The following is a 13,541-nucleotide window of genomic DNA, read 5'->3' as shown; positions in this document are numbered from 1 at the left end:
CTCCCTATTTTTTTAACGATTGCTGCAATCGATATAATAGATTCATGGCTTCGATCGGCGTCATCGAAACGATATCGGCGCTTTGCAACCGTTCCAGAACTTCTTTTTCATTTGATTCCAGCTCATTTTTCTCCGGTTTCGGTTCTTCTTCAAACAAAGAAAGCTGAAGAGCTTCTTCCTTCTTCCGGGGCATCGGATGGTCCAATTGCTGGGATTCGAATTGTTCGAGCAGCCTTTGCGCCCTGTCGATGATTTCCTGCGGCATGTCGGCCAGTTTCGCGACATGGACACCGTAGCTCTTGTCCGCCGCGCCTTTTTTAACTTTATGCAGGAACACCACATTGCCATTTTTCTCTATTGCGCTCACATGGACATTCTGCAGGCGTCCGAGCTCTTCTTCCAATGCCGTCAGTTCATGGTAATGGGTGGAGAAAAGGGTGTTCGCTCCGATATGGTCATGGATATATTCCATCATCGCCTGGGCAAGGGCCATACCATCGTATGTGGATGTGCCCCGTCCAATTTCGTCGAACAATAACAAACTTCTTTCCGTCGCATTGGTAATGGCGTTCTGGCTTTCAAGCATTTCCACCATGAACGTGGATTGTCCGGATGCCAAATCGTCCGCTGCTCCAATCCGAGTGAAAATTTGGTCGGTAATCGGCAATTCCGCTTCGTCGCAAGGTACGTAGCAGCCCATTTGCGCCATGATGACAATGAGCGCCACTTGCCGCATATAAGTACTTTTCCCAGACATGTTCGGCCCGGTAATGAGCATCATATTTTTCTCTTCCGTCAATACGCAATCATTCGGTACATACCCTTGTTTATTCAACATTTTTTCGACGACCGGATGTCTTCCGGCGATGATTTTGATGCCTTTTCCATCATGGAATTTCGGCCTTGTGAAATGATATTTTTCGGATACTGCCGCAAAGCTTAAGTACACGTCCAATTCGCTGATCAGCGAAGCAAGCTGCTGCACGCGTGGAATATAGGCCTTCAATTGTTCCCTTAATTCCACAAACAGTTCATATTCAAGGGCCAAACTTTGCTCCTCCGCGTGAAGAATTTGCGTTTCTTTTTCTTTCAGTTCTTCCGTAATGAAACGCTCTGCATTGGCAAGGGTCTGCTTCCGATGATATCGGTTATAATCCACATTGGAAAGATTGGATTTTGTCACTTCAATATAATAGCCGAAAACGCGGTTGAAGCCGATTTTCAAATTTTTTATGCCTGTCCGTTCACGCTCTTTTTGTTCCAGCTGGGCAATCCAATCTTTTCCGTTCCGAGCGATATAACGCAATTCATCCAGTTCCTTGCTGTATCCTTCCCGGATGACGTCCCCGTCTTTGATGGCCACGGGAGGCTGGTCGGTGATGGCCTTGGAAAGCAATTGTTCGATATCTTCGCATGCATCCATTTTGTTCGCAAGCGTCACCAGTGTTTCTTTATTGCTTTCAATGAGTTTTTCTTTAATGGCAGGAACTTGTCTCAATGATTCGCGCAGCTGCGCCAAGTCCCTTCCTCCCGCGTTGCCAAAAGCAACCCGGCCTGCAAGGCGCTCCAAATCGTAAACCTGTTTTAACAACTCCCGCAACTCGTCCCGCAAGAAAAAATCGTCGATTAAATCCGTCACAATATCCAATCTTTCTTCAATCAAGGTCCGGTTTGCGAGAGGCTGATGAAGCCACTGCTTGAGTTTTCTTCCGCCCATCGCCGTAACCGTTTCATCCAAAATCCATAATAGCGTCCCTTTCTGGTCTTTGCCCCGGATGGATTGCAGCAATTCCAAATTACGTTTGGAATTGGCATCGATTTGCAAATATTGCTTCGCTTCGGTATATGTAAAAGGCTGGATATGGGATAAGGAACGCATTTGCGTCCGCTCAATGTATTGCAGCAAATATTTCGCAGCGCCATAACATTTTTTTGGCAAATGAATTAAATATTTGCCTGCTTTCTCCTCACCCATTTCCTCATTTTCAATGGACAACACGATGCCCAGATTGGCCGCCTGATCCTGAAGAAGCAGTTTTAACTCCTCCGTCACCACGAGCTCCCGGATATTGTACGCTTGCAGCTGCTGGAACAGCCCCTTCGTGCCGCCCTCAATCAGGAAGGAGTTTGCTTCCCCCGTGGAAACATCCAAATAAGCAAAAGCAAACTCCTGTTCGGATAACCGTTCGGCACAGCCGATGAAAATATTGGATTTATTATCGATCGTTTTTCCTTCCACCAGCGTCCCAGGGGTGATGACCTGAATCACTTCGCGCTTGACAACGCCTTTCGCCTGCTTCGGGTCTTCCACCTGCTCGCAAATCGCCACTTTATACCCTTTGGATACCAAGGTTTCAATATAGCTTTGGGCGGAGTGATACGGAACGCCGCACATCGGCACCCGTTCATCACCACCCGCATCACGTCCTGTCAATGTAATTTCCAGTATTTGCGACGCTTTAATGGCATCATCAAAAAACATTTCATAAAAATCGCCTAACCGGAAAAAGAGAAAGGCGTCTTCATATTCCGCTTTTATTGCCAAATATTGTTGCATCATTGGTGTATATGTAGTCATGGTTTTCCCCCGCTTAAAATTCTCTAAAAAGTATTATAACACGGCAAAAATTATTGCGATAACCGTGAACGGAAGCTTTTTCTAAACATTAGAGCACCATCCTTTTGGTCCTTTGATGGTGCTCTCAGTGAAGATTATTGAAATGAAGAGGAGTCGTCGGCGGATTTTTTATTTTTATAATCGAATTCTTCTGATAAGCTTGAAGAGGATGATGAGCTGGATGATTCATCTTCATCATCGTCATCGTCGAAATTCCATTCTTCTTCAAATTCAATCGGATGTACAGAAACGACAACTTTTGTTTCACCAATCACTTCAACCAAAAATTCGCGTTCGATGACGATGTTGAAGCAGTCGCCTCTTTGATTGATGATCGCTTCGATGCAGTTCGGCTGCTGCAGCACTTTCACGTGCACTTCATTTGAATCATTGATAATCTCTTCATCGCGGTAATGCAATTTGATTCTGTCTTTATATGGAATCGTTTCAGTGTAAACAGCCGTTTTGGAATGGTTATTGTAAGCATACCATACGTTTACATCGAATTTGCCGGAAACCTCTACATATTTTCCGACTTTTTTCGCGGAATAGTGATGGTTGATCACCCAGCATCCCAGAATGCTTGTCGGCGTGTTCGGCGGACGAAGCATTTCACTGGATTCCGTACGTTTTTTCCCCTTTGCGATCACCGCTTTTGTCACGATTTGACGCAAACGTTTCACACTTTTTCCTCCTTTACATCTCGTCGCACTATTGTATGCGGCTAATGCCCAATTGGTGAAATATCAATTTTGTTTTCAACGAAATTTGTCAATGCCGGCCGGTGAATCTCCCAGTTTTCAATAGTGCATTCGCCTAACAAACATATAGTATTAAAGGAGCCGAAAAAGTGTTACGGTTTGCGGCAATTTTTTATCCCCCAAAGGAAACGGAAATGAGGGCTTCATTTCCTGTAAAATGTTATGAACGAAAAGAAAAAGCTACTGGAAAATCATTGCCTGATTTTCCTCGTAGCTTTCATCAAGAGCAGCTTCCGGGGCTTGAATTTTTGACTTTTGAACCGGTTTCGCCCGTCAACAGATTGCCTCCGGTTGATTCAATAATATCGTTAGTGACCGTCGTTGCAATGGCATTGGAAACCAGCTGCAGCAATTCATTAACTTCCAGCTGGGATTGTTTAAATTGTTGGACAACCGGAATTTCATCGATCTCTTTTTCAATCTCTTCAATTTTTTTCTCAACCAGTTTTAACGCTTTTTCTTTACCTAAATGTTGGAAGTTCACCGCTTGCTTCTGGAGCGATCTTAAACTGGCGATTTTTTCACGGACAAATTGGTTTTCATTGATTTGCGCTTCGGCTTTTTTGAAAAATTCCACTTCTTCCGTTTGGGCGATCATATGGGCAATTTCTTTCGCTTTTTCCACAATTTCATCTCTTGTATAAAGTTTGGTTGCCATTATACTTCCACCTCATCTCGTTTTACTACTTCCACAAATTCACCGCGCAAAGAGTATGAGCTCGCTTTCGTAATTTTTACTTTTACCAATTGGCCAATCAATTCTTTTGGCCCTACAAAGTTCACAAGTTTATTTCTTCTCGTGTAGCCGGCCAATACATCGCTGCGCTTTTTGCTTTCCCCTTCAACAAGCACTTCGACAATTTGGTTTTCGTATTTTTTCAACGCCTCCCGAGAAAATTCTTCCACCAGCTGGTTTAGGCGATATAAACGGTCTTTTTTCACTTCCAATGGCACGTTGTCTTTCATTTTTGCCGCCGGTGTTCCTTCGCGCGGCGAATAGATGTATGTGAAGGCGGATTCAAAGCCCACTTCACGATATAAATCAAGTGTTTCCTGGAACTGTTCTTCCGTTTCATTCGGATAACCGACGATGATGTCCGTTGTCAATGCCACATTCGGAATGGCCGCTTTAATTTTCCGGACGAGCTCCAAGAACTGCTCGCGCGTATATTTGCGGGCCATGATTTTTAAAATTTCATTGGATCCGGATTGAACCGGCAAATGAATGTGTTCCACCAAGTTTCCGCCTTTTGCAAGGACTTCGATTAAATGATCGTCAAAGTCGCGAGGGTGGCTCGTTGTAAAACGGATGCGCGGAATATCAATTTTGCGCAGTTCATCCAATAAATCGCCGAGGCGATAGTCGATATCCGTGAAATCTTTTCCGTATGCATTTACGTTCTGGCCAAGAAGCATTACTTCTTTATAGCCTTTGGCCGCAAGTTCCCTTACTTCCCGGATAATCTCTTCCGGTCTGCGGCTGCGCTCTTTTCCGCGCGTATATGGAACGATGCAGTATGTGCAGAATTTATCGCAGCCGTACATAATGTTCACAAACGCTTTGATGGAGCCATGACGGGCCTTCGGAAGGTTTTCAATCACGTCCCCCTCTTTTGACCAAACTTCTATGACCATTTCTTTGGACATGTACGCATCTTTTAAGAGATATGGCAAGCGGTGTATGTTATGGGTGCCAAACACCATGTCGACATGTTGATATTGTGTCAAAATTTTATTGACAACGGATTCTTCCTGGGACATGCATCCGCATACGCCAAGAAGCATGTCTGGCTTTTCGCGTTTATATTTTGCAAGCAACCCGAGTTCGCCAAACACTTTATTCTCCGCATTTTCCCGAATGGCACATGTATTTAAAAGCACGACATCCGCATCTTCGACCGTTTCCGTCGGTTCATAACCGAGCTGCATAAAGATGCCGGCCATTACTTCAGAATCGTGTTCATTCATTTGGCAACCATATGTGCGAATATAAAATTTGCGCCCTTTCCCCATTCCTTCAAGTTCTTCCGGAATGGTGAAATCTTTATAATATTTCACTTCTTCTTTCCCGCGTTTTTTCGCTTCTTTTAAAGAAGGAGCGGTAATGACCCGTTCAAAATATTTGCTGTAATCTTTTTCGGTTTTTTGCGGCTTTGGCTGGACCGCCTGATTATTCGCTAAACGTTGTTCTTCGTTCATTGATTATGAATAACTCCTTTCTCCTGGATTCAAAGAGGAATCCCATTTTAATATTATAACGAAAACTTGATCGCCAGGACAATAAGAATCATACAATATGCACTTTTTGACATATTTATCGTTCCGATAAAAAAAGGTCATATTGTCGCTGATCCTTTTCTTTTAAAATCGCTAAAAAAATCATGCAATATTCGACAACGGCATGCCAATTCACCGCATATTGCTGTTCGAAGCGATGTTTTGACATTTTCAATACCGATTTGAAGAGCCCGGTCGGTTCAATGCCTTTTTCATTTAAAAACCCCAAGAAAGCGAGAAAGTTTTTATGGTCTTCTACTGTCAGTTTTTTATCATCTACAAGCTTATCAATTTGTTCGCGATTTTGAAAAGAATTTGCTTTGCGGAACAGCTTCAACATTTGTTCCTCTTGTTTTTTCTTTTTTAAGGAAATGAAATCAATGATATTGTCCAATGGAAAGACCTCGATTTCTTTACCGAATTTTATTCAATTTCCGTTCTTGCTATCATCCATATTACCCTTTTTTTAGCTTTTAGAAAAAGAATTTCAAATGAAAATAAAAAAAATCGGTTGATTCATGCAAAAAGAATTTCCTAGGAAATTTTGTTCATGCCATAAAAATAATGAAGTACCATCAACAAAAGAACTGCCGGAATGCAGCACTTCCGTCGGATGGTACTTGCAATTGCCTTTGCTTTATTTTACCAAAATATAATCACCATTCATTTCCTTATATCACATAAATTCTTTCACCAGCTCGTTAAATTGTGTTTCGCTGATTGTCAAATCCGCTTCCACAAGCGGTTTTTCAGAGAAACCTTCAATCCGTTCTTCATATGGCACAGATTCAGGATCCTGATATACGATTCCAGTCACAAGCCCGTCTTTTTCCATCGCTGTTTGCATCGCAAGATCCCTGTTTCGAGGATCATAGCCCTCAATATCGCTTAATTTTGTCAAGTGTTCTTTAAACCATTCATACGTATTGATTTTATTGTATGTGACGCAAGGGCTGAAGACGTTGATGAAAGCGAATCCTTTATGTTGGATTCCCGCTTCGATAATCGCAGTCAATTCTTTGATATCAGATGAGAATCCTTGGGCCACAAAAGTCGCCCCTGCGGATAATGCGAGTTCGACCGGCTTGATGGAAGGCTCTTTGGAGCCGTATGGTGTCGATTTTGTCACGAAGCCGTATGCTGAACGCGGCGAAGTTTGCCCTTTTGTCAAGCCGTAAATTTGGTTATCCATGACAATATAAGTGATATCAATATTCCGGCGGATGGCATGAACGGTATGGGCCATGCCTATTGCATAACCGTCGCCGTCGCCTCCGGTTGCAATGACGTTCAAATTGCGGTTGGCGATTTTTAATCCTTGGGCGATTGGCAATGCGCGTCCGTGTGTACCATGGAATCCATAGGCATTGATATATCCGCTGATGCGTCCTGAACAGCCGATGCCTGAAACGATTGCCAACTCATGCGGTTCGATGCCCACATTGGCAGCCGCCCTCTGAATGGCGGCCTGAACGGAGAAGTCTCCGCATCCTGGGCACCAGTTCGGTTTTACGTTGTTGCGAAAATCTTTGAATGTTGCCATCAGTCAAGCAACTCCTTTACACGAGTTTTTAGCTCACGGGGCAGGAATGGAGTGCCGTCATATTTTGTGATGCTGTATATTTTATCGTGAGCTCCGATATTCATTTTTAAAATATTAGCCAATTGCCCTGTCGCGTTGTTTTCCACAACGATGATTTTTTTCGCACGGTCGACAAAAGGTCTTAATTCATTTGCAGGGAATGGATGGATCAAGCGCACATGCACATGGTTTGTTTTGATTCCCTCTCCATCCAATTGCGGCCGTATTTCTTCAATGGCACCCCTTGTGGAATTAAAGCCGACGATTAATACATCCGCTTCTTCATGCGGAGCATCCACATAAACCGGATCTTTGAATTTCACATAATTCAATTTGCGCAAACGCTTGTCCATTTGGGCTTTGCGATTTAATGGCGCTTCCGCAGGTTTTCCTGTCTCATCGTGTTCATTTCCCGTCACTTTATGAATGCCGTGGAGTTGCCCCGGCAAAACGCGAGGAGAAATGCCGTCTTCCGTCACTTCGAACCGTTTGAAATCTTCTTTCGGATCTTTTTCAGGCAATTCCCCGAGATTCAATTTTCCCCGGCGGATTTCAATTTTTGAATAATCGAAAGGCTCTGCAGTCTGCTTGCCTAGAGCCAATTGCAAGTCCGTCATGACAATGACAGGCAATTGCAATTCTTCCGCTATGTTGAATGCCTGGATTGTATCGTAAAAGGCTTCTTCAATTGTGGAAGGCGCAATCACCACTTTTGGAATTTCCCCATGTGTGCCGTAAAGCATTGCCATCAAATCGGATTGTTCCTGTTTTGTTGGAAGCCCCGTTGATGGACCGCCCCGCTGTGTATCCACGATGACAAGCGGCTGTTCCGTCATGCCGGATAGACCGATGGATTCCATCATCAAGGATAAGCCCGGCCCCGCTGAAGCTGTGAAGGCTCGGACACCGCCATAGTTGGCGCCGATTGCCATTGTGCAGGCGGAAATTTCGTCTTCCGTTTGGATGACCGTACCACCAAACTTCGGAAGCTTTTTAATCAAATATTCCATAATTTCAGAAGCTGGCGTAATTGGATAGGCTGCCATAAATCGCGCTCCGGCGGCAATCGCACCCAACGCGACCGCATCATTGCCAATCATGAAGAGGCGGCGTTTGCCGTCCGCGGGCTCCAATTCCCATTTTCCAACTTTATCGCCAATGAGTTCACAAGTGGCTTCATAGCCCCGCCGAATCGCTTCCATATTCTTTTTGACCACTTCTTCCCCTTTGCGGCCAAAAATTTCATCCACGACTTCCTGGAAATTTTCAATCGGCAAGTTCAATAAAGCAGCGGTTGAACCAATCGCTACCATGTTTTTCATTAATGAAGTGCCGAGCTCGGAAGCGATTTCCGTAAATGGAACAGCAAATAGGGGAGCTTTGGAATCTTCCGGATTGACCGGTTCAAATTTGCTGTCGGCCAAAATGATGCTATCTTCCGTCAATTCCTTGTAATTGACTTCAATCGTTTCCTGGTCGAACGCCACCAAAATATCCAAATCATCCGCTATGGCGCGGACAGGCGTTGGACGCACAGTGATTTTATTGTTTGTATGTCCTCCTTTAATGCGCGAGGAGAAATGCCGATAGCCATAGAGGTAGTAACCCAAACGGTTCATGGCCATCGCAAAAATTTCGCCTGTGCTTTCAATACCTTCCCCTTGTTGCCCGCCGACTTTCCATGAAAGCTGATGTAACATTTTAACATCTCCTTAAAAAACATTTCATTACATACCTTTTTCTTATTTAAATATAACATGAATCGAAATGCATGAAATACGAAAAATCGTCATTTATTTTCAATTTCAGACCTTTGACGGAAGCGTTCGTTCACGATTTTGTAACGACTTCCCGGACATTTCAGAATGGCTGGAATGGCAAAGGAGATGTACCGTTTTATTTTTTTCCTCGGAAGGCAGGAATGCGCGGATTAATTTTTCGGAATAAGGATGTGTTGGATGGGCAAATAATTCTTCGCATTTTGCCCGTTCCACCAGTTTTCCATGATGCATGACAAGCACCTGGTCGGCAAAATAGCGGACGAGCGGCAAATCATGGGAAATAAAAAGCATGCTTATTTGCAATTTTTCTTGCAATTCTTTTAATAAATTGATGATTTGCGCTTGTATCGACACATCCAATGATGAAACCGGCTCATCCAAGATCATGATTTTCGGATTGACGGAAAGGGCGCGGGCAATCGCCGCCCTCTGTTGTTGACCGCCGCTCAGCTCGTTGGGATATGCGTTCCTTTTTTCCATTGGCAGGCCGACCAATTCAAACAATCTTTCCAAACGCCCATTCCGTTCCTTAGGATTCCATTTTGCCGCACGCAACGGCTCCAGGATGGATTCGCCGACGGTCATCCGGGGATTAAAACTGGCGCTTGCATTTTGAAAAACGAACCCTACTTGTTGATAGAATGCGCGTTTGTCTTTCATCGTTTTTAACTTTTTCCCCAAATAATAAACTTCTCCTCCTGTTGCTTGATGAAGACCGACAATGGTTTTCCACAAAGTGGATTTACCGCTGCCGCTTTCCCCCACGATGGCGGTAATTTGTCCGCTGTTTACGGTAAAGCTGATTCCATCCACCGCTTTTATCACTTTTCTTGAAAGGAAATTGCCCGCTTTAAAGTGCTTTTTCAAATCATGAATTTCTAATATGGGCGCCCCATTCTCTCCCGAAAAAATATTTGTGATTTTGCTGCTTCTTTCCGGCTTCAATTTTATTGCAGAAAGCAGTTTCTTCCTTTCTTCCTTCGGACGGATACAAGAGACATACCGGCCATATGGACCGGGTTCCTTCAAACCATTCAATGCATCATCCTTTTTGCATTTTTCCTCAGCAATGGGACATCTCGGATGAAAGGCGCAGCCAGGAGGAAGATGGCCGGGTTTCGGAGGCTGGCCTTTCAAAGCGAACAAGGGGATGTTTTTATCCAAATCCATGGTCGGAACCGCTTTCAATAATGATTTTGTATATGGATGCTGCGGTTCTTTCAGCACAAGGTCCGCCTTCCCGTATTCCACCGCCTTTCCGGCATACAGGACCAGTACTTTATCAGCCAGTGTGGCAGTTTCGGCCAAGTCATGGGTAATTAGCAAAATGGATAAATTCAGTTGTTTTTGAAGGTCGGCCAGCAATGATAAAATCTGTTTTTTGATGATGCCGTCCAGCGCCGTTGTCGGTTCATCCGCAATAAGCAAATCCGGTTTGCCCGCCAGAGCGATGGCAATCGTGATCCTTTGCAGAATGCCTCCGCTCAGTTCGTGGGGATATTGATTCAGTCTAAGCTCCGGTTCTGTCACGCCGACAAGGCCCAATAGAGACAAGCACTCCTGACGAATCCTTTTTTTGTTAACTTTCTCTTTTCTTCTCAGTAAAAACACTTCTTCCATTTGCCGTCCAATCGTCAAAACCGGATTTAATGCGCTCATCGAATCTTGCATGATCATCGCAATTTTCTTCCCTCGGATCTCTACCCACTCTTTTTCTGTTTGTCCGGCCAATTGTTTTCCATCAAAATAAATTTTTCCCTTGTCGATTTTTCCGTTATCCGGCAACAGCCCGATGATGGACAAAGCGGTCGCCGTTTTCCCGGAACCCGATTCCCCCACAATCGCCAATGTTTCCCCCCTGTCAATCGAAAAACTGAGATCCCTTACCACCTGAACCCGTTTATTTTCCATTTGATATGAAACGGAGAGGTTTTCAACTTCTAATAGCGGGTGTTTCATCCCAATCCCTCCTGAATTTCATCTATGAAAATTCGGATCAAACCGATCCCTCAATTTTTCTCCGAGAATGGTGAAAGCCGTGACGGCAATCATGATGGCCATGCTCGGGAAGAACAACAAATAACCGTAGTCCCGCATATATGGCCTAGCTTCGCTGATCATCATCCCCCATTCTGCATGGGGAGCTTCAATTCCCAGTCCCAAAAGCGAAAAACCTGAAAGAGCCGTCATATACCAGCTGGTATTTAATGCAATCACGACGAGAAGCTGAGGCAACACATTCGGCAACAAGTGCTTATACATGATTTTTTGATTTCCGAGCCCATACAATTTTGCCGCCAAAACAAATTCCCTTTCCCGGACTGATAAAGTCACCCCTCTGACAATCCGGGCAAATCCGACCCAAGAAGTGAAAATCATGGCAATCGCCAAATTCATCAACCCCGGACCGATGATGCCGACAATGACCAATGCGAGGATCCTTCCGGGAAAGGCGGAAAGCAAATCGACGGCCCGCATGATCATACCGTCAATCCAGCCTCCAAAATAGCCGGCCGTTACACCGGCTGCCGTGCCGATGACAAAACAGCCTACAGTAATCAATATGGCAACAAGAAAGGTCGTCCGGGCGCCAAAAAGGATTCTTGAAAATACGTCTCTCCCCAGATGGTCCGTGCCAAACCAATGTTCTTTGCTTGGCGGTAATAGCCGTTCCGACAATTCGCCTGCGTTTGGATCATAAGGGGCAAGCCAGTGGGCAAATATGGCCGCCAAAAATAAACAAGCAATCGTCGCGACGCTCAATAGTAAGCCGACATTCATCTTTTTCTTCACATCAGCCATGGATATTGCTCCTTTTTGCATAAACTCTCGGATCGATCAACATATAAAGCAAATCGACAATCAAATAGATGCCGATGATAAAGACGGTGGCGAACAAGACATAACCTTGGAGGACCGGGATGTCCCTGCTGTTGATTGCCTGCAATGCCAGTCTACCAAGCCCAGGCCAGTTAAAAATATTTTCAATGATGACCGAACCACCCAGCAGAAACCCGACGGTGCTTCCAAAAGAAGTAACAATGGGAATTAATGCGTTCCTTAAGGCATGTTTTTTCAGCGCTTGCCATTTTGTCAGCCCTTTTGCCCTTGCCATTGCGACGTAATTTGAATTCATGGCGTCGAGAATGCTTGAACGCAGCAAACGGGCTTTGCCGGCTCCGATGCCAAATCCCAATACCAGTGATGGCAATATGAGATGCTCCAATGAACCGTATCCGACCAAAGGGAAAATATCCCATTTATACGCGAAGAAAAAGAGCAAGATAAAGGCCAATAAAAACTCCGGAATACAGTTCATGATCAGCGAAAATCCCAGAATGGCTTTATCGACGGCCGTATCGCGAAAATATGCTGCGGCTGTGCCAAAGAACATTGTAATCAAAACACTGATGACCAAAGAAGCGCCCGTCAGCCAGAGGGTTGGAACAATCCGCTCCGCCAATTCTTTGGCAACAGGCTCCCCGGATACCCAAGATGTCCCTAAATCCAATTGAAGCGCCTGAATGAGCCATTGGCCATATCTGGCAAACAGCCCCCGGTCGAGCCCCAATTGTTCATTCATTGCGGCAACGGTTTCTTCCGTCGGCTGTCCGCCTTGTTTTAAAATAATGCCTTCTGCTATATCCCCCGGAACGATGCTTGTCAGCAAAAAGGTGAGAAAGGAAATGACCAATAGCAAGACAGGAAGAATCAAAATTCGTTTTATGATCATTGGATTCACCACTCCAATTATTGTTCCATCACTTTTCTTGCCAGTTCCCGGTATTCATTGGCCAATTTGCTGTTTGGCGCCCCTTCGATTACCGTCTTTTTTTCTTTTTCGCATTGCTGGACAACCGGATCCCTTGGAAACTTATGGAACAAATTTGTTCCGATTTCTTCCAAAGCTTCGTGTACCCGCTGCACTTCGTTTTCTCCTCCTTTGGAATTAAAAATAAGCCCCTTTAATGTCGCATAGCCCCGGCTCCGAAAATTTTGCACGGCACGGGAAATATTGTAGGCGGCATATAAAGACATCCTTTCTCCGGAGCTGATGATGTAGACATCCTCCGCATAGCCGTCGCGCAACGGAACCGCAAAACCGCCGCACACCACATCTCCCAATACGTCATAAATCACGACATCCGGCTGATAAGTTTCAATGGCGTTTAATTTTTTCATCTGTTGAAATGCCGCAATAATCCCTTGTCCCGCACAGCCGACCCCCGGCGTCGGGCCGCCCACTTCCACACACAGGACCCCGTTAAAGCCTTCCTTTACAAAATCGGATAATTGAATGGCATTCTTTTTTTCTTTCAGTACATTCAATACGGTCGGCACCTTTTCCCGGGCAAGATACATGGTGGAATCCGCTTTTGGATCGCAGCCTATTTGCATCACTTTTAATCCTCGTTCGCTCAATGCTGCGGAAAGGTTGGCGGAGATCGTCGATTTTCCGATTCCGCCTTTTCCGTATATTGCGATGCGTTTAATAGGTTTTGTGTTTGTAATCATACCGAACC

General features: G+C 44.8%; 11 protein-coding genes. All 11 read right to left on the bottom strand.

From position 1 onward, the window contains the following. Positions 1 to 4: 4 nt before the first annotated feature. Complete coding sequence (gene mutS / locus NST62_RS04340; protein ID WP_141601029.1) at positions 5 to 2,578, bottom strand: DNA mismatch repair protein MutS; 2,574 nt, start codon at positions 2,576 to 2,578, stop codon at positions 5 to 7. Between the two features lie 134 nt (positions 2,579 to 2,712). Further along, a complete protein-coding gene (cotE, locus tag NST62_RS04335) occupies positions 2,713 to 3,300 on the bottom strand; it encodes an outer spore coat protein CotE (RefSeq protein WP_141601030.1) in 588 nt (195 codons plus the stop codon). Between the two features lie 298 nt (positions 3,301 to 3,598). After that, a complete protein-coding gene (locus NST62_RS04330; RefSeq protein ID WP_141601031.1) occupies positions 3,599 to 4,036 on the bottom strand; it encodes a YlbF family regulator in 438 nt (145 codons plus the stop codon). Further along, positions 4,036 to 5,577 carry a tRNA (N6-isopentenyl adenosine(37)-C2)-methylthiotransferase MiaB gene (miaB, locus tag NST62_RS04325; protein ID WP_141601032.1) on the bottom strand — a complete coding sequence of 514 codons (1,542 nt, stop codon included), beginning with the start codon at positions 5,575 to 5,577 and terminating at the stop codon, positions 4,036 to 4,038. Before miaB ends, NST62_RS04330 begins: the two co-directional genes overlap by 1 nt. Positions 5,578 to 5,692: 115 nt before the next feature. Continuing rightward, on the bottom strand, positions 5,693 to 6,049 hold the full coding sequence (locus NST62_RS04320; RefSeq protein ID WP_141601033.1) for a hypothetical protein: 357 nt from the start codon (positions 6,047 to 6,049) through the stop codon (positions 5,693 to 5,695). A 282-nt stretch (positions 6,050 to 6,331) separates the two neighbouring features. Then, the gene (locus NST62_RS04315) at positions 6,332 to 7,198 is read right to left on the bottom strand and encodes a 2-oxoacid:ferredoxin oxidoreductase subunit beta (RefSeq protein ID WP_342463169.1); all 867 of its coding nucleotides are present in this window, start codon (positions 7,196 to 7,198) and stop codon (positions 6,332 to 6,334) included. Continuing rightward, positions 7,198 to 8,937 carry a 2-oxoacid:acceptor oxidoreductase subunit alpha gene (locus NST62_RS04310; protein WP_141601035.1) on the bottom strand — a complete coding sequence of 580 codons (1,740 nt, stop codon included), beginning with the start codon at positions 8,935 to 8,937 and terminating at the stop codon, positions 7,198 to 7,200. Before NST62_RS04310 ends, NST62_RS04315 begins: the two co-directional genes overlap by 1 nt. Before the next feature lie 105 nt (positions 8,938 to 9,042). After that, positions 9,043 to 10,977: an ABC transporter ATP-binding protein gene (locus NST62_RS04305; RefSeq protein WP_342463168.1), complete on the bottom strand. Its 1,935-nt coding sequence runs from the start codon at positions 10,975 to 10,977 to the stop codon at positions 9,043 to 9,045. Between the two features lie 18 nt (positions 10,978 to 10,995). Continuing rightward, positions 10,996 to 11,820 (bottom strand): ABC transporter permease, encoded by an 825-nt coding sequence (locus tag NST62_RS04300; protein WP_141601037.1) that lies wholly within the window; start codon positions 11,818 to 11,820, stop codon positions 10,996 to 10,998. After that, positions 11,813 to 12,751 (bottom strand): ABC transporter permease, encoded by a 939-nt coding sequence (locus NST62_RS04295; protein WP_328215119.1) that lies wholly within the window; start codon positions 12,749 to 12,751, stop codon positions 11,813 to 11,815. The genes NST62_RS04300 and NST62_RS04295 overlap by 8 nt, the downstream gene beginning before the upstream one ends. 17 nt (positions 12,752 to 12,768) lie before the next feature. Next, entirely contained in the window at positions 12,769 to 13,533 is a 765-nt protein-coding gene (locus NST62_RS04290) for a nitrogenase iron protein NifH (RefSeq protein WP_220125026.1), read from the bottom strand. Positions 13,534 to 13,541: the final 8 nt, after the last annotated feature.

The sequence above is a fragment of the Ureibacillus sp. FSL K6-8385 genome (assembly GCF_038593155.1).
Classification (GTDB): domain Bacteria; phylum Bacillota; class Bacilli; order Bacillales_A; family Planococcaceae; genus Ureibacillus; species Ureibacillus terrenus.
Note: the sequence above shows the minus strand (reverse complement) of the source record. Positions and strands in the feature narration are given on the sequence as shown.